We start from the raw sequence: 17,161 nt of genomic DNA, 5'->3' as shown, positions 1-17,161 counted from the left end.
ATTTTGCAAAACCTCTAAAATCCCACAAGACGAGACAGGGTGTGCGAATGAATCGACTGAGCAAGACTCTGATGGTGCTTCATGTAGCGGCAGGTCTTTCAGGTTTGGCAATTCAGGCACGAGCAGCAGATCCGGTCAAGCCGGACGTCAATCGGGGGCAGGCAATCGCGGTGCAGGTTTGCGCGTCATGTCATGGTGCAGACGGCAACAGTGCCGGCGGCGCATATCCGAAGCTGGCGGGTCAGCATCCTGAGTACCTCGTCAAGCAGCTCAAAGACTTCAAGATTCAGCCGGGCGCCAAACAGCCCGCGCGCAACAATGCGATCATGGCGGGCATGGCCGCGGCGCTGTCCGATCAGGACATGATCAACGTGGCCGCCTATTTCTCGACGCAAACCCCGAAGCCCGGTTACGCGCACAACAAAGACACGGTCGCGCTAGGTGAGAAGATTTATCGCGGCGGGGTTGCCGACAAGGGTGTGCCGGCCTGTGCAAGCTGTCACGGGCCGACCGGTCAGGGCATTCCGTCTCAATTCCCGCGTTTGTCGGGGCAATGGGCGGAATATTCGGTGGCCCAGTTGCTGGCGTTCACGCAAGGTCCTGGCGCCCGTAATAACAACGACGCGATGCATGCGATAGCATCGCGTCTGTCGGACAGCGAGATCAAGGCTGTTGCCGATTACATCGCGGGCTTGCATTAAGAGTCCGCACGCAAGTGCAACCGTCCTGGCAAGGTCGGTACAAAACAAGAAAAGGGTGGAGGCTTCGTGTCTACGACAGCCTTTCACCCTTTTTTGCTGTTCAGTCGGAGTATGAATGAGCGTTACCACGTCGGGTTTGCAGTCGAAGTCGGGCAATCGCATCACGCGCAGCGTCGTCGAAGTATTGAGTTCGATGCGTTTTGCGATTGCGCTGCTCGTGATCCTGTCGATTGCCAGCATCATCGGCACCGTTCTCACGCAGGACGATCCGTATCCCAACTACGTCAATCAGTTCGGCCCGTTCTGGGCGGACATCTTCCGCTCGCTGAGTCTGTACACGGTGTACAGCTCGTGGTGGTTCATGACGATCCTCGGCTTTCTGATGGTGTCGGTGTCGCTATGCGTGATCCGCAATGCGCCGAAGATGGTCGCCGACGCAAAGAGCTGGAAGGACAAGGTCCGCGAAAACAGCCTGCGCGCATTCCATCACAAAGGCGAGTTCGCGGTGAGCGGCACGCGTGCGCAGACCTCGGCGGTGCTCGCCAGACTCTCGTCGAAGCTCGGCTACAAGTTCGTCACGCGTGAGTCCGAAGGCGCGACACTGATCGCGGCCAAGCGCGGCGCGTTGACCAAATTCGGCTACATTTCCGCTCACCTCGCTATCGTCGTGATCTGCGTGGGCGGCCTGCTCGACAGCAATCTGCCGATCAAGCTGCAAATGTGGATGTTCGACAAGTCGCCGATCCGCTCGAACACCGTGATCAACGACATCACGCCCGACCACCGTCTGTCGCAATCGAACCCGACGTTCCGTGGTTATGCATGGGTGCCGGAAGGGCAGCATGTGTCGACGGCGATCCTGAACCAGCCCGACGGCTCGCTCATTCAGGACCTGCCGTTCTCGATCGAGTTGAACAAGTTCATCGTCGATTACTACTCGACTGGCATGCCGAAGCTGTTTGCGAGCGACATCGTCGTGGTCGATCACCAGACGGGCGCGCGCATCCCGGCGCGTGTCGAAGTGAACAAGCCGTTCACGTATGACGGCGTGTCGATCTATCAGTCGAGCTTCCAGGACGGCGGCTCGCAGATGCAGATGACGGCCTTTCCGATGACCGGCGCAAGCGCGAAAACCGCGCCGTTCGGCGGCACGATCGGCGGCAATGCGCCGTTGAGCACCGCAACGCCGCTCGCCGATGGACAAACGGTCGAGTTCACCGACTTCCGCGCGATCAACGTCGAAAACATTTCGAACGGCAGCGGGCAGAACGACGCGCGCGGCGTCGCTGCGCATCAAACGTTGAAGGAAGCGTTCGACGAACGGCTCGGCTCGGGCGCTAAAACCTCGAAGCCACTCGATCTGCATAACGTCGGCCCGTCGGTCCAATACAAGGTGCGCGGCAAGGACGGCCAGGCGCGCGAGTACAACAACTACATGCTGCCGGTGGACGTGTCGGGCGAAAAGATGTTCCTCGCCGGCATGCGCGTGAATCCGGACGACCCGTTCCGCTACCTGCGCATTCCCGCCGACACCGGCGGCACGGTCAAGGAGTGGATGAACCTGCGCGCGACGCTCGAAGATCCGGCCATGCGTACGACGGCGGCTCACCGTTTCGCGCAGCGCTCGGTGCCCGGTTCGAACCCCGAGTTGCAACAGCATCTGGAAGAAAGCGCGCTGCGCGTGCTGACCCTTTTCGCGGGCGCCGACAACAGCATCAAGATGCCGGACGGGCAGCCGGTCGGCGGTTTCCAGGCCATCGCCGGTTTTATCGACCATTCGGTGCCGAAGGGCGAGCAGGAAAAGGCCGCGGGTCTGCTGCTGCGCATGCTCGAAGGCGCGACGTGGGATCTGTGGCAACTGTCCCGCCAGCAGCTCGGCGAGCCCGAAGCGCAGGCCAATGCGGACGCCAGCCGCTTCGTACAAAGCTCGATCAACGCAATATCTGACAGCTTTCTGTATGGATCGCCGGTCTATTTACAACTTGACTCATTCAAGCAGGTGCAAGCTTCGGTATTTCAGTTGACGCGCGCGCCGGGCAAAAAAGTCGTGTATCTTGGCAGCCTGCTCCTCGTGTTAGGCATCTTTTCGATGTTCTACGTCCGCGAACGGCGCCTCTGGTTCTGGCTCAAAGATACCGATCACGGCACAAACGTCGTAATGGCGATGTCGAGCGCACGCAAAACACTCGACTTCGAAAAGGAGTTCGTCCAGACGCGCGACGCCGTAGGCGCTGCGCTCGGCGCGAAACTCACCGTAGCATCCGACGCCGACAGCGCCTCCAGCAAGCCCGGCCCTGCCGGCGCGCCGTCCGCCAGTTCACAAGATTCGACCCGGTAAGATCATGGACTTGACTCAGGTTTCCTCATCCTCCTCCGCATCGCGGCCCGACAAGACGTTCGCGAGCGAGACGCTCAATGTCGCGCAGTACGACGACCGGCCGTTCCTGAAGCGGCTCGGCGCGATCGACTGGCTGTTTGCCGTGGTGATGGTCGCGGGCGCGGGTTTTGCGCTGTCGCGCTATCACCCGTTCATGAATTACTACGACAAGCTCGTGCTGGTGTGTGCGGTGCCGGTGTTCATCACGCTCGGCTGGCGCTGGAAGCCCGTGCGTCCACTGATGGTGGGCATTGCAGCGCTGTCGCTGCTGGCCATCCAGATCTATCACGGCGACCTCAGCCGCGCCGATAACGCGTTCTTCCTCAAGTATTTCCTGTCGAGCCAGTCCGCGATTCTGTGGATGAGCGCGCTCTTCGTGTTCGCTACCGTGTTCTACTGGATCGGCCTGCTGTCGCGCTCGCCGACCGGCGCCGCGATCGGTTCGAAGATGACGTGGGCCGCAGTGGTGATGGGCTTTGTCGGCCTGATGGTGCGCTGGTACGAGTCCTATCTGATCGGCGCTGACGTCGGTCATATTCCAATCTCGAACCTGTACGAAGTGTTCGTGCTGTTCAGCCTGATCACCGCGCTGTTTTATCTGTACTACGAGCAGCACTACAACACCCGCGCGCTCGGCGCGTTCGTGCTGCTGGTGATCAGCGCGGCTGTCGGCTTCCTGATGTGGTACTCGGTCGCTCGCGACGCGCAGCAAATCCAGCCGCTCGTCCCCGCGCTGCAAAGCTGGTGGATGAAGATCCACGTGCCGGCGAACTTCATCGGCTACGGCAGCTTTGCGCTGTCGGCCATGGTCGGGGTCGCGTATCTGTCGAAAGAGCGCGGCGTGCTGGCCGACCGCCTGCCGGCGCTCGATGTGCTCGATGACCTGATGTACAAGTCGATCGCCGTCGGTTTCGCGTTCTTCACGATTGCGACGATTCTTGGCGCGTTGTGGGCCGCTGAAGCCTGGGGCGGTTACTGGAGCTGGGACCCGAAGGAAACGTGGGCGCTGATCGTCTGGCTGAACTACGCGGCCTGGCTGCACATGCGTCTGATGAAGGGGTTGCGCGGCGCGGTGGCGGCATGGTGGGCGCTGACCGGTCTGCTGGTCACGACCTTCGCGTTCCTTGGCGTGAACATGTTCCTGTCGGGCTTGCATAGCTACGGCAAGCTGTAAGAACCATTGCTTCAGACGTTCAAGAAACCGCCGCGTGCTTTGCACCCGGCGGTTTTTTTATGGTGCGCGGAATATTCGCTGCATCCAAGGTGTTCGCTGTTGGAGTACCTATGGATGAGCGGCCGACGACCGCGCCCGCAGTCATCAATATGGCCCCGTAAGATGTGCAGATCGATGGGCCGTCAAGGAGCAGCAGGATGTGGATCAAACGCAGCGACAGAACAAAACTGACCGGCGACGACATTGCGCGCAGTGAAATCACGCCGCAGCGCGTTTTCGAGAACCGGCGGCGCGTGTTGCAGGCGGCCGGTGCGACGGCGCTCGGCGGCCTGATCGGCGCGCATGGCGAGGCGGCGCGGGCGGCTTACACATCGCCGGACGCGAAAGCACAGAAGCTGGCCGCGAAGACCAACGCGCGCTTCGTCGCGCTCGACCAGGCCACGCCGTTCAAAGACATCACCACCTACAACAATTTCTACGAGTTCGGCACCGACAAGGCCGATCCCGCGCAGAACGCGGGGACGCTGCGGCCGCATCCGTGGAAGGTGAGCGTCGAGGGCGAGATCAAGAATCCGAAGGTGTATGACATCGACGAATTGCTCAAGCTGGCGCCGCTCGAGGAGCGGGTGTACCGGCTGCGCTGCGTCGAAGGATGGTCGATGGTGATTCCGTGGATCGGCATACCCCTGTCGGAATTGATCAAACGCGTGCAGCCCAATGGCAATGCGAAGTACGTGCAGTTCATCACGCTGGCCGATCCGTCGCAGATGCCTGGCCTGTCGACGCCCGTGCTCGACTGGCCGTATTCCGAGGGTCTGCGGATGGACGAAGCGATGAATCCGCTGACGCTGCTGACAATGGGCCTCTACGGGCAGGTTCTGCCGAATCAGAACGGCGCGCCGGTGCGCGTCGTGGTGCCGTGGAAGTACGGCTTCAAAAGCGCGAAGTCGCTGGTGAAAATCCGCTTTCTCGACAAGCAGCCGCCGACTAGCTGGAACACCTATGCGTCGAACGAGTATGGGTTTTATTCGAACGTGAATCCGAACGTGGATCATCCGCGCTGGAGTCAGGCGACCGAGCGGCGTATCGGTGACGGTTTTTTCACGCCGAAGCGCAAGACGCTGATGTTCAACGGGTACGGGGATCAGGTTGCGTCGCTCTATCAAGGCATGGACCTGAAGAAGAATTTCTGAGGCACGACGATGGATTCCGATACGCAACCGGCCAGCGAGACCGAGTCCGAGCATAAGACGCAGCGTGCGCAAGCGGCAGGGTCTTATGTTTCATCCCGGACCATTCAGACGCCGAATAAGACTCGGTCCGCAGGTGGCGCGCGCTGGATCGCGCCAGCCAAGGTCGCCGTGTTCATCGCCGCTTGGTATCCGCTCGCGCGCCTCGTGTTATTCGGGATGACCGACCGGCTCGGCGCCAATCCGATCGAGTTCATCACGCGCTCGACCGGTCTCTGGACGCTGGTTTTTCTGTGCATCACGCTGGCCGTGACCCCGTTGCGCCGACTCACCGGCGTCGCGGCGCTCGTGCGTTTTCGCCGGATGCTCGGCCTCTACGCGTTCTTCTACGCGACGCTGCATTTCACGACTTATCTCTGGTTCGACAAGTGGTTCGACGTGGCGGCCATTCTGAAGGACATCGGCAAGCGGCCATTCATCACCGTGGGTTTCGCGGCGTTCGTGCTGCTGATCGCTCTCGCTGCAACTTCGCCGCGCGCGATGGTGCGCAAACTCGGCCGACGCTGGCAGACGCTGCATCGCGCGATCTATCTGATTGGCGCGCTCGCGATCCTGCATTTCTGGTGGATGAAGGCCGGCAAGCACGACCTGTTTCTGCCGAAGATTTACGGCGCGATCATGATCGTGTTGCTGGTTTGGAGGTTGGTCGCGTGGCTACGTGGGAGTCGGTCGAGAACGCGTTGAGCGCTCGCGAATTCACTTGAGCACAGCACGAAAAAAAGGCGATGCCGCATTGGCATCGCCTTTTTTCATGTTGCTCGCGTCACCGCGTTGCGTTTACGCCGGCAGAATCGTTTCGCCCGCAAACAGCTGCTGAACCTCTTCGCGTGCACGAACCACATACACCTGTGTACCATCGACCATCACCTCGGCCGCACGCGGGCGCGTGTTGTAGTTGGAGCTCATCACGAAGCCATATGCACCAGCCGAGCGGATCGCCAGCAGGTCGCCAGGTTCGACGGCCAGCAGACGTTCACGGCCGAGCCAGTCGCCGCTTTCGCAAACCGGGCCGACGACGTCATACACGTGAGCCGGAGTGTCGCGCTTAACGACGGCGTCGATTGCGTGGTACGCCTCGTACATCGCGGGACGCGCGAGATCGGTCATCGCTGCGTCGACGATTGCGAAGTTCTTTTCCGCGCCCGGCTTCAGAAACTCGACGCGCGTCAGCAGAATGCCCGCGTTGCCGACCAGCGAGCGGCCCGGCTCGAAATACACTTCGCGATGGCCGTGGCCACGCGCTTCGATACGATCCAGCACGGTACGCACGAACTCACCGATCTCCGGCGGAGTTTCGTCGTCGTAGGTAATGCCGAGCCCACCGCCTACGTCGATATGACGGATCTTCACGCCGTCCTGTTCGATCTGCTCGACCAGTTCCAGCACTTTGTCGACCGCGTCGAGGTAAGGCGCGACTTCGGTGATCTGCGAGCCGATATGGCAGTCGATACCGACCACGTCGAGATTCGCCATTGCCGCAGCAGCGCGATACGTGGCGCGCGCGTCTTCGAAAGCGACGCCGAACTTGTTCGACTTCAGGCCGGTGGAAATATACGGATGCGTTTTTGCATCGACATCAGGATTCACGCGAAGCGACACAGGCGCCTTCTTGCCCATTTCCGCCGCAACCGCGTTCAGCCGATCCAGCTCGGGAATCGACTCGACGTTGAAGCATTTGACGCCGGCCGCGAGCGCGTCGCGCATTTCGTTCGCATGCTTGCCGACGCCGGAAAACACGGTGTTTTCCGCTTTGCCGCCAGCTGCCAGCACGCGCGCCAGTTCGCCGCCCGACACGATGTCGAAGCCCGCGCCGAGTCGCGCGAATACGTTCAGCACCGCGAGATTGCTGTTGGCCTTGACGGCCACGTGAACCGTTGCGCGACGGCCGGCGCAAGCGCCCGCGTACGCGTTCCATGCAGCGGTGAGGGCGGCGCGCGAGTACACGTACAGCGGCGTGCCGAATTGTTCGGCGAGGGAGACGGCGGACACGCCTTCGGCGTGCAATACGCCGTCGACGTAGTCAAATGCGGATCGAGTCATGCGAAAGTCTTATTGAACGGGGGTGACAGCGGAGGCAGGCAATGGAGCCGAGGTGCCGGATGCTGCGGACTCGGGCGGTGCGGCAAGTTCTGTTTCCGGCGAAAGCGACATTGCCGTGCCCGAAGTATCCGGCACGGTGCCGGCTTCGGAGGCGTTGCTGGTGTCCGGTTTTACGTCATCTGGCGACGGTGCCTGCGTGCGGGTGGCCGGTGGGGCGGGTAGCGGCGGAACCTGGGGCAGATAGAGCGCCCCGCGTTGCCCGCAGCCGGCAAGTGCGCAACCTGCGAGAATGACCAAACCCGCTACAATCGCGCGGCCGGGCGCCGCCGCGCGCATCCGAGATACGACTCGCATGACTGTCCCTGAATAAATAATCGATGGAGTTTAGCATGTCCGATAGTGATTACCTGACCCGTGCGGAAGCCGCGCTAGCCGCTATCGAAAGCGCGCTCGACGACACCGAAGCCGACATCGAACTCGAGCGCAGCGGCAACGTGCTGACCCTCGAATTCGAGAACCGCTCGAAGATTATCGTCAATCTCCAGCCGCCGATGCGCGAGATCTGGATCGCCGCGAAAGCAGGCGGCTTTCACTACCGTTTCATCGACGGCGAATGGCGCGACACCCGCGGCGGCACGGAGTTTTTCTCCGCGCTGACGGAGTACGCGACGCAGCAGGCGGGTGAGCCGGTGGTGTTCAAAGCCCCCTAAACGCGGGCCTGGAAGTCACGCTGAAAACAGAACCGCCGCGCATCGGGCGCGGCGGTTTTTTATTGGGCCGAACAAAAGCTGACGGTGCCGTCAGTGTCCACGGAACAGATTCATGATGTCCTGCTTTTCCTGCTCGCCGACCTGTTCGGGAGCGGCCGCTGCGGCGCTCGCCTGGGCATCCAGCGTCGCCTGACTCACGCCGACCGTCGAAACGAAGCCGTTGCCCGGCGTGAAGTCGTCGAAATAGAGTTCCGAGCCGATTTCGTCGACGTCTTCGGGACGCGGCATCTTGTACTCCGGTACGCCTTTGAGCGCGCGCGCCATGTACTCGACCCAGACCGGCAGCGCGAGGCCGCCGCCGGTTTCCTTGTCGCCGAGACTGCGCGGATTGTCGTAGCCGATCCACGCAATCGCCGTGAGCGTGTGCTGATAACCGGCGAACCATGCGTCGCGCGAATCGTTGGTGGTGCCCGTCTTGCCGCCGAGATCGGTGCGTTTGAGCACGTTGGTCTTGGCGCCCGTGCCGTGTTGCGCGACGCTTTGCAGCAGACTGTTCATCACGTAGGCATTGCGCGGGGCGATGGCGTGCGGCGCGTTTTGCGCCGCAATCAGCGGCTGCGCGTGCGAAACCACGATGCCACGCTGATCGGTAACTTCAGCGATCAGATACGGATTCACCCGATAGCCGCCGTTGGCGAACACTGAAAACGCACCGGCCATCTGCAACGGTGTGACGAGACCGGCGCCGAGCGCCATCGGCAGATAAGCCGGGTGCCGTTCCGCGTCGAAGCCGAAGCGCGTGATGTACTGCTGCGCGTACTTCGTGCCGATCTGGTTCAGGATACGGATCGACACCAGGTTCTTCGACTTCATCAGCGCGGTACGCATGGTCATCGGACCGTCGAAACCGCCGCCGTAGTTCTTCGGTTCCCACGCCTGGCCACCGGTCTCCGCTGCGCTAAAAAACAGCGGCGCGTCGTTGATGATCGTGGCCGGTCCGAGTCCCTTTTCGAGCGACGCCGAATAAATGAACGGCTTGAAACTCGAACCCGGCTGACGCCATGCCTGCGTCACGTGATTGAACTTGTTCTTGTTGAAGTCGAAGCCGCCGACCAGCGCGCGAATCGCGCCGTCCTGTGGAATTACGGAGATAAACGCGCCTTCAACTTGCGGCAATTGCGTAATCGACCAGTCGCCGTCGTCGTTCTTGACCAGACGGATGATCGCGCCCGGCCGCACGCGCTGGTTCGGCTGCGCACGCGTGTTGAGCGCGGATTGCGCATAACGCAGACCGTCGCCCTGAACGGTCGCGGTATTGCCGTCGATGAAGGTTGCCTGAACCTGCTTCGGACTCGCCGCCGTGACGACTGCCGCGATGATTTCGCCGTTATCCGGATGTTCGAGCAGTGCGTCGTCGATCGCCTGTTCGCGGTCTTCCGCGTCGGATGGCAGATCGATGAACGCCTCCGGTCCGCGATAGCCGTGACGACGTTCGTAGTCCATCAGACCTTTGCGCAGCGCGCGGTAAGCGACGTCCTGATCGGCTGAATCGATCGTGGTCACGACGTTCAGGCCGCGGGTGTATGCCTCTTCGCGATACTGCGCGTACATCATCTGCCGCACCATTTCCGCGACGTATTCCGCGTGCACGCTGAACTCCTTGCCCGCGCCCTTCACGACAAGCACCTGTCTGCTAGCCTCGTCGTATTGTTCCTGGGTGATGTAATGCAATTCGACCATGCGCTCCAGGATGTACTCCTGACGAACCTTCGCGCGCTTCGGATTCACCACCGGGTTATAGGCAGACGGCGCTTTCGGCAGGCCCGCGAGCATGGCCGATTCAGCCAGCGTCAGATCCTTCAGATCCTTGCCGAAGTACACGCGCGCCGCGCTCGCGAAGCCATACGCGCGCTGACCGAGATAGATCTGATTCATGTACACCTCGAGAATCTGATCTTTCGTCAGCTTCGACTCGATCTTGTACGCGAGCAGCATCTCGTAAATCTTGCGCGTGTAGGTCTTTTCGCTCGACAGGAAGAAGTTGCGTGCCACCTGCATGGTGATCGTGCTCGCGCCTTGCGTGGCGTGACCATTGGTCAGCGCAACGATGCCGGCTCGCGCGATACCGGTCAGATCGACGCCGCCGTGGTCGTAAAAGCGCGCGTCTTCGATCGCGAGAATCGCCTTCTTCAGACTATCGGGCACGTCCTGGATATGCACGATGTCGCGCCGCTCTTCGCCGAATTCGCCGATCAGCACGTGGTCGGCCGTGTAGATGCGCAGCGGCACTTTGGGACGGTAGTCGGTCAGCGCGTCGAGCGAAGGCAGGTTGGGCGTTGCTACGACCAGTGCGTATCCGACCACCAGCAACACGCACAGAACGCCCGCGACGATCAGACCGAAAAACCCAATGATGAGCTTGAGCCACCACGGGCGTTTGCGCTTCTGAGGGGCGGGCGGCGGGGACGTAGGAGACGTTGATTGCATATGTGCACCAAAAAACAGTCCCGCGATTATAGCCGCCAGGGCCGTTAGCTTTCGGGTTGCTTACGAACGGTAGCCTGCAAGTCAGCGGGGCGCTCAGCGATGACTTCACTGTAGACGCTTTGATGCCATGCAGGACGTTCGCTGAGCAACGTTGGCCGTTCGGCCGAGTGTCGCTCGGGCGGCTGTCTACGGACAATTCTTCCTCGTTACTCGCGTTCGAATGGTTCGTCGCGTGGATCAGAGGGGGGACGTGATGAGCTTTAGCAATTCGTGGCTTCAGGCTGTGAAATCAGGTGCGCAGCGTTTTGGCGCGGGGATCGATATCGGTTCGCAGGTCTTGCGGCTGGTGGTGGTGAGTCAGCGTTCGCGTGCTCGCGGCGCACTGCATCTGGAATACCTTTGCACCATGCCGCTGGGCGCAGGGGCAATGGCCGGCAGCGAGATCGTCGACCGGCACGCGATAGCGCGTGCACTGCGCGACGCGTTCGCCGGTTTGCCGCGCGGCTGTGCAACACATGCATTGCGATGCGCGATGGCGATGCCTGCATCGGCCACGTTGACCAGCATCGTGCCGTTCGCGCGGCTCGTCGCGCAAAGCCATTGCGCGGAAGACGGTGGACACGCGCTCGCTGGGCTGGAACCCGCCGTGATGAGCGAGGCCGAGCGCATCGCAGGGCTGGAGCGGCACGCGCTCGCGGTGGACTGGTTCGTCGACGAAAGCCCTTCGCCAATCCGCTCCGTGACGATTGCGGCCACAGCGCGCCAACATCTCGAAGCGCGAATGGAATGCGCCGCGATGGCCGGTATTTCGCTGACGGCCGTCGACGGCGAGCCGCACGCGGCGCTGCGTGCAATGCGTTACGCGGCGAGTCACGAACTCGATCCGCACGAGCCTTATGTCGCGTTATGGATCGGCACGGACGGCGTGTACGGATGGCGCATCGTCGACGATGGCATCGCCGGTGAAATGCGGTATCCGGCGCCCGAGCACGCCGATCTCGCCGATGCGTTGCGTGACCTCGTCCACGGTCCCGTGCTGGACTGCGCTCTGGTGAGCGGCGAGGTCGATCTGCTCGACGGCGTGGGTTTCTCGCTCGCTGATATCGCCGACATATTGGGCTGTACGACGCTGCCGTTCGAATGCGCCGCGCTGGGAAGCCGCACGCGGCAATTCGTCGATCCGTTGTTATACGAGCCGGCCGGAGCGGTGGCATTTGGACTCGCATTGCGCGGAGTGTGCGAATGACGCGCGACCTTTTGAACTCACCTCTGCTTTCCCGTTCGCGCAGATTTTCGCGTTCCGCGAGTTCGCAGGCATCACCTTCATCGCTCAAAGTGCGCGTCGCAGAACCATGGCTCGGCGGATTCAACCTGCTGCCTTATCGACAACGCAATGCGCGTCTTGCGCGTCGGCGCTGTCTGCGTGAATGGCTTGCTGCCGCACTGGCCGGGGTCGCCGCTGTTGTTGTTCTGGCCGCGTGGCAGGCATTCGGGAAGACGCGAACCGACGCTGAACGCGCATCGATTGAACGGTCTTTCACACAAATGGCCGTGCCGCTCGCCGAACACGCCAGATTGACGCGCGCGCAGGACGAGCAGCGCAAAGCCACGGCGCTCGCCATGAGCTTGTCGGAGCCGCTCACCCATTTCCGCGATCTGCTCGATGCGCTGAGTTTTGAACCCGGCAACGGCGTCGTGTTGCGGCAGTTGCGTCAGCGTGAACACGACACCGAATTGCTGGCGACTTCGCGGGGACATCTCGCTTCGGCCGAGTGGCTCAAACGCCTCGGCGCGATTCGCGGCGTGACGGGAACGGAGATGAGCGACCTCCATCGTCCAGTGTTGCGTGCTCACGCGCTCGCGGATGAGAGCGTGACCGGTCCGATCGAGTTTGGCGCGCGGTTGCTCTGGCGCGAGCCGGTTTTAAAAGCGGTTCGTGCTGTCGCAGCCGCCGCGGCGTCGCGTCCTGTGAAGTCGGAAATTTCTGGAGGTACAAAATGAGCACGATCCTTGTCAAATCCGGCGGCGCGGCGAACAGCGCAATCTCGCTTTCTTCTTTAATGGCGCAGGCGAGGTTGCCGCTCGAAGCATGGAGTCGGCGGCGTCGCTGGCTCACGGCTTTGGCGATTGCCGCGCTGGTTTTTGGCGCGGGCGCGTATGGCTCGGTTGTTGCCGACTTGAGCAGTATCGAGGCGAGCCGCGTTGCGTTGGCGGCCAGCAAGCAGCGGCTCGCGGATGCTTCGCGCTCGCTCACGCAATTGCCCAAGTTGCGTCGCGCGTTCGCCGCGATGCCCGCCGAGCCATCGCGCGCACCCTGGAGTTCAGCGGACGACGTGCGCGTCGTCTCCGAGCTGGCCGCGCAAAATAGCGTGTCGTTGCAGGCGGTGGCGCCGGGTGCGCCGACCAGCGCGAACGCCGATGGCGGGCGTCCCTTACAGATCACCGCCCACACCGACTTCGTGCATCTGATGGCGTTCATGCGCGGGCTTTCCGACTTGCCGGTGCTGATCGTGCCAGTCGACTTAACCGTCAAACAGGATGCCGCCTCTCTATCGGTGAGCGCGACATTGCGCGTGTTCAATGCGCTGCGACCGGCTGTGTCAGCCACTTCGACCGACGCTTTCAACGACGCAAGTCTCGATTCGGATGACGACGAAGACATCGTATTCTTCGACCCGTTTTCGCATCCGCAGATGCAAGCCGGTGACGATCTTCCCGATAGTTCGTCGCTACGCGTGGTCGGATTGTTGCGCGACTTAACGCGCGGTCTGGCTTTGCTAGATACGCAGGATGGCTCGACAACCGTGACCTCCGGGCAACAGGTCGGGGCTGAGCGGGTCACGAGAATCGACGCGGATGGTGTCACGCTTGCTAACGGTGGCACGACGCGCACGCTGGCGCTGGCGGAGGCGTCCTGATGCGTATTGTTGATCCATCCGTTGCAGTGCACCCGAATGGCGGCGCGCAGGTTGCTCGCGGTTCCGGTATCGCATGCGCGCCGCGTGGCGCTCTCCTATATGTCGGCCTTTGCGTCAGCGCGACGTTGGGCGGCGGCCTTGCGCACGCGTCGATTGGGCCGCTGCCGCCGTTACCCGCCTATATGCTGGCCGACGGTTCCGTTGCGCCGCAGTCCGATGCTTCGTACGACGCAGTGCCGCTGCCGCGTGCCGTCGCCGCAGAAGTGGCCAATCCATTTCGCGACGATTCATCGGACGATCCAGGCGCCGCGCGAAGCGCCACATCGTCTGACGGCGTGCCGCCCGAAGCCGACGCGAGCACATTTGCCGACGCCGTTGAAGGTTCGGTCCCACTGCAAAGACGCCCGTCCGACCAGCCTCGCGACGACTCCACGAACGCCTCCGGCCTGGAAGGTCCGCCGGTGCCATTGCCGCCGCTCGAACGCCTGAGCGGCGCGCCTAAAACCGCCGCCGACGCCCATCTTGCCGCCGACAACAAACCGATCTCCCTGAGTTTCCAGAAAGCCGAGCTCGGGGCGGTCCTCAAGGCCTTCGCCGAGTTCACGGGCCTGAACATTGTGGCGAGCGAGAAAGTGCGCGGCGTGGTCTCGTTGCGGCTCGACAAGGTGCCATGGCGAGCGGCATTCGACACCTTGCTCGACGTCAACAATCTGGCCATGGAGCGCCACGGCAATGTGGTCTGGGTCGCGCCCCAGGCGGAACTGGCGGCGCGCGAGCGACAGCGTTTCGAAGCCCACGCGCGTGCCGCCGACCTCGAGCCGCTGGCGAGCCGCACGGTCCAGCTGCATTACGCGCATGCCGAGGATGTCCGGCGTCTGCTGACCGGTTCCGGCACCCAGCGCGTGCTGTCCAAGCGTGGTGCCGTGACGGCGGACCCGCGCACCAATCTCCTGTTCATTACCGACATCGAAGGGCGGCTCGCGCAGATTGAGGCGCTGGTCGCCGCAGTCGACCGGCCGACCCGCCAGGTGCTGATCGAGGCGCATATCGTCGAAGGCGAGCATGGTTTTTCGCGCAATCTCGGCGTGAAGCTGTCGATGGCGGCCACTAACTCCGACGGTACGGCGAAAGGTTTGAACGGCAACGCGGACGGCACCGTCTACGATCTGTCGGCCCGGCCGATTTCAGGCTTCGACGCGGCAACCGCCGGCCTGAGCCTATTCGCCGCCGCAGCCACCCGTCTGCTGAATGTCGAGCTGAGTGCGCTCGAAGCCGAGGGGCGCGGGGAAATCGTGTCGAGTCCGCGTGTCGTCACGGCGGACCGGATGAAAGCGGTGGTCGAGCAGGGCACCGAGCTGCCGTATCAGGCGAAAGTGGGGCAGGGCGTGTCGGGCGTGCAGTTTCGCCGGGCTACGCTCAAACTGGAGGTCGAGCCGCAAATCATGCCGGACGGCCGCGTTGTGCTGGACCTCGACGTCGCCAAAGACAGCGTCGGCGAACAGACCGACGCCGGACCCGCGATCAACACCAAACACGTACAAACACGCGTCGAAGTCGAGGATGGTGGTACGGTGTCGATCGGCGGAATTTACGCGACCGACGACCGGGATGATGTGACTCGGGTGCCGCTCCTGGGCAAAATACCGTTTTTGGGCGCGCTTTTTCGCAACACCACACATCGTGACCAGCGCAGTGAACTGGCAATTTTCATCACGCCGCGCGTCGTCCAGAAAAATTAGGGATAGGGTGCCGTCGCTCGCCAGCGGCGGCGCTCAGGCTCGACAAGGCGGCTGCTTTGCCAGTAAGCTGCGGCACGAACCCATACCGGATTAGCCAGAGGACACCGTTGCAAGCGCGGGACGCACACGCCAATGTAATTTTCGTAGGGCTCATGGGGGCAGGGAAAACCACCGTGGGCCGGGCCATTGCGCGCCGTCTCGATCGCCCGTTCTTCGATTCCGACCATGAAATCGAAGCGCGTACGGGCGCGCGCATCCCTGTGATCTTCGAGCTGGAGGGCGAGGCGGGCTTTCGCGACCGCGAGGCGAGCGTGATTTCCGAGCTCACCGGGCGCGAAAATATCGTGCTGGCGACCGGCGGCGGCGCGGTTTTGCGGGCTGAAAACCGCACGGCGCTGCAGAACAACGGCGTAGTGATCTATCTGCGCGCCAATCCGCACGATCTGTGGCTGCGCACCCGGCGCGACAAGAACCGGCCGCTTCTGCAGACCGAAGATCCCAAGGCACGCCTCGAAGCACTCTATGAAGTGCGCGACCCGCTGTACCGGGAATGCGCGCATTTCGTGATTGAAACCGGCCGGCCTTCGGTCAACGGACTCGTCAATATGGTTCTGATGCAGCTCGAGATGGCCGGCGTAGCCAAACATCCTGCTTCATAATGGACCGTATGATTACCGTCAACGTCGAACTGGGCGAGCGCGCCTACCCCATCCATATCGGTGCCGATCTGATCGGTCAGACGGCGTTGTTCGCGCCGCACATCGCCGGTAACTCGGTCACCATCGTCACCAACACCACCGTCGACCCGCTTTACGGCGACAAGCTGCGCGCCGCGCTGGCGCCGCTGGGCAAACAGGTGTCGACGGTCGTTTTGCCGGACGGCGAAGCGCACAAGAATCTCGAAACGCTGAATCTGATTTTCGACGCGCTGCTCGGCTCGCGCGCCGACCGCAAGACCACGCTGATCGCACTGGGCGGCGGCGTGATCGGCGACATGACCGGTTTTGCGGCTGCCTGCTACATGCGTGGCGTGCCGTTCATCCAGGTGCCGACCACGTTGCTGTCGCAGGTGGATTCGTCGGTGGGCGGCAAGACGGGTATCAATCACCCGCTCGGCAAGAACATGATCGGCGCGTTCTACCAGCCGCAGGCAGTGATCGCCGACATCGGCGCGCTGCGCACGCTGCCCGGGCGCGAACTGGCTGCGGGCGTCGCCGAAGTCATCAAGACCGGCGCGATCGCCGACGCCGGCTTCTTCGACTGGATCGAATGCAATATCGATGCGCTGAACCGCTGCGAGCCGGAAGCGCTGACCGAGGCGGTCAAGCGGTCGTGCGAGATCAAGGCGTCGGTGGTGGCTCAGGACGAGCGCGAAGGCGGCCTGCGCGCCATCCTCAATTTCGGCCACACGTTCGGCCACGCGATCGAAGCCGGACTCGGCTATGGCGAATGGCTGCACGGCGAGGCCGTCGGCTGCGGAATGGTGATGGCGGCGGATCTCTCCGTGCGCATGGGCTATCTCGACGCCGCGGAGCGCAAGCGCCTGGTCGACGTGATCGTCGCCGCGCATTTGCCGACCAAAGCGCCGTCGCTCGGCGCAGCGCGTTATGTCGAACTCATGCAGGTCGACAAGAAGGCAGAAGCCGGCGCAATCAAATTCATTCTGCTGAAGCGTTTCGGTGAGACGCTGATCACCCAGGCGCCCGACGCCGAAGTGCAAGCCACGCTGGCCGCCGCTATCTAGTTCGACGGAGCATTTTTCAGC

The 17,161-nt window shown here is 62.4% G+C and carries 15 protein-coding genes; 12 read left to right on the top strand and 3 right to left on the bottom strand.

Annotation, left to right across the window (positions count from 1 at the left end):
* Nucleotides 1-47: 47 nt before the first annotated feature.
* The 5 genes from BLS41_RS16065 to msrQ all read left to right on the top strand — a co-directional run bounded on the left by BLS41_RS16065 (nucleotide 48) and on the right by msrQ (nucleotide 6,186).
* On the top strand, nucleotides 48-701 hold the full coding sequence (locus BLS41_RS16065; protein WP_074766140.1) for a c-type cytochrome: 654 nt from the start codon (nucleotides 48-50) through the stop codon (nucleotides 699-701).
* A 115-nt stretch (nucleotides 702-816) separates the two neighbouring features.
* On the top strand, nucleotides 817-3,039 hold the full coding sequence (locus tag BLS41_RS16060; RefSeq protein ID WP_074766138.1) for a cytochrome c biogenesis protein ResB: 2,223 nt from the start codon (nucleotides 817-819) through the stop codon (nucleotides 3,037-3,039).
* 4 nt (nucleotides 3,040-3,043) lie between these two features.
* The gene (gene ccsB / locus BLS41_RS16055) at nucleotides 3,044-4,252 is read left to right on the top strand and encodes a c-type cytochrome biogenesis protein CcsB (RefSeq protein WP_074766136.1); all 1,209 of its coding nucleotides are present in this window, start codon (nucleotides 3,044-3,046) and stop codon (nucleotides 4,250-4,252) included.
* A 197-nt stretch (nucleotides 4,253-4,449) separates the two neighbouring features.
* Nucleotides 4,450-5,445, top strand: coding sequence for a protein-methionine-sulfoxide reductase catalytic subunit MsrP (msrP, locus tag BLS41_RS16050; protein ID WP_074766134.1), 996 nt, complete (start codon nucleotides 4,450-4,452; stop codon nucleotides 5,443-5,445).
* Between the two features lie 9 nt (nucleotides 5,446-5,454).
* Nucleotides 5,455-6,186 carry a protein-methionine-sulfoxide reductase heme-binding subunit MsrQ gene (gene msrQ / locus BLS41_RS16045; RefSeq protein ID WP_074766132.1) on the top strand — a complete coding sequence of 244 codons (732 nt, stop codon included), beginning with the start codon at nucleotides 5,455-5,457 and terminating at the stop codon, nucleotides 6,184-6,186.
* 93 nt (nucleotides 6,187-6,279) lie between these two features.
* Here msrQ and lysA read toward each other — a convergent pair whose 3' ends face one another.
* The gene (gene lysA / locus BLS41_RS16040) at nucleotides 6,280-7,542 is read right to left on the bottom strand and encodes a diaminopimelate decarboxylase (protein WP_074766130.1); all 1,263 of its coding nucleotides are present in this window, start codon (nucleotides 7,540-7,542) and stop codon (nucleotides 6,280-6,282) included.
* Between the two features lie 9 nt (nucleotides 7,543-7,551).
* Nucleotides 7,552-7,896, bottom strand: coding sequence for an LPS translocon maturation chaperone LptM (gene lptM / locus BLS41_RS39610; RefSeq protein ID WP_074766128.1), 345 nt, complete (start codon nucleotides 7,894-7,896; stop codon nucleotides 7,552-7,554).
* 35 nt (nucleotides 7,897-7,931) lie between these two features.
* Here lptM and cyaY point away from each other — a divergent pair, with 35 nt between their 5' ends.
* The gene (gene cyaY / locus BLS41_RS16030) at nucleotides 7,932-8,252 is read left to right on the top strand and encodes an iron donor protein CyaY (RefSeq protein WP_074766126.1); all 321 of its coding nucleotides are present in this window, start codon (nucleotides 7,932-7,934) and stop codon (nucleotides 8,250-8,252) included.
* Between the two features lie 90 nt (nucleotides 8,253-8,342).
* Here the strand turns inward: cyaY and BLS41_RS16025 are convergent, their stop codons facing one another.
* Nucleotides 8,343-10,739, bottom strand: a complete 2,397-nt coding sequence (locus tag BLS41_RS16025; RefSeq protein WP_074766125.1) for a penicillin-binding protein 1A — start codon at nucleotides 10,737-10,739, stop codon at nucleotides 8,343-8,345.
* Nucleotides 10,740-10,992: 253 nt separating this feature from the next.
* Here BLS41_RS16025 and pilM point away from each other — a divergent pair, with 253 nt between their 5' ends.
* The 6 genes from pilM to aroB all read left to right on the top strand — a co-directional run bounded on the left by pilM (nucleotide 10,993) and on the right by aroB (nucleotide 17,140).
* Nucleotides 10,993-11,985, top strand: a complete 993-nt coding sequence (gene pilM, locus BLS41_RS16020; protein ID WP_074766123.1) for a type IV pilus biogenesis protein PilM — start codon at nucleotides 10,993-10,995, stop codon at nucleotides 11,983-11,985.
* The gene (locus BLS41_RS16015; protein ID WP_074766121.1) at nucleotides 11,982-12,740 is read left to right on the top strand and encodes a fimbrial assembly protein; all 759 of its coding nucleotides are present in this window, start codon (nucleotides 11,982-11,984) and stop codon (nucleotides 12,738-12,740) included. The genes pilM and BLS41_RS16015 overlap by 4 nt, the downstream gene beginning before the upstream one ends.
* The gene (locus BLS41_RS16010) at nucleotides 12,737-13,657 is read left to right on the top strand and encodes a hypothetical protein (protein ID WP_074766119.1); all 921 of its coding nucleotides are present in this window, start codon (nucleotides 12,737-12,739) and stop codon (nucleotides 13,655-13,657) included. The genes BLS41_RS16015 and BLS41_RS16010 overlap by 4 nt, the downstream gene beginning before the upstream one ends.
* Nucleotides 13,654-15,396 (top strand): type IV pilus secretin PilQ, encoded by a 1,743-nt coding sequence (gene pilQ / locus BLS41_RS16005; RefSeq protein ID WP_436972000.1) that lies wholly within the window; start codon nucleotides 13,654-13,656, stop codon nucleotides 15,394-15,396. The genes BLS41_RS16010 and pilQ overlap by 4 nt, the downstream gene beginning before the upstream one ends.
* 107 nt (nucleotides 15,397-15,503) lie before the next feature.
* Nucleotides 15,504-16,055, top strand: coding sequence for a shikimate kinase (locus tag BLS41_RS16000; RefSeq protein WP_074766117.1), 552 nt, complete (start codon nucleotides 15,504-15,506; stop codon nucleotides 16,053-16,055).
* Nucleotides 16,055-17,140 (top strand): 3-dehydroquinate synthase, encoded by a 1,086-nt coding sequence (gene aroB / locus BLS41_RS15995; protein ID WP_074766115.1) that lies wholly within the window; start codon nucleotides 16,055-16,057, stop codon nucleotides 17,138-17,140. The genes BLS41_RS16000 and aroB overlap by 1 nt, the downstream gene beginning before the upstream one ends.
* Nucleotides 17,141-17,161 lie beyond the last annotated feature (21 nt).

This window comes from Paraburkholderia fungorum, from assembly GCF_900099835.1.
Classification (GTDB): Bacteria; Pseudomonadota; Gammaproteobacteria; order Burkholderiales; family Burkholderiaceae; genus Paraburkholderia; species Paraburkholderia fungorum_A.
The sequence above is the reverse complement of the archived record's forward strand: the minus strand, read 5'-3'. Positions and strand labels throughout refer to the sequence as shown.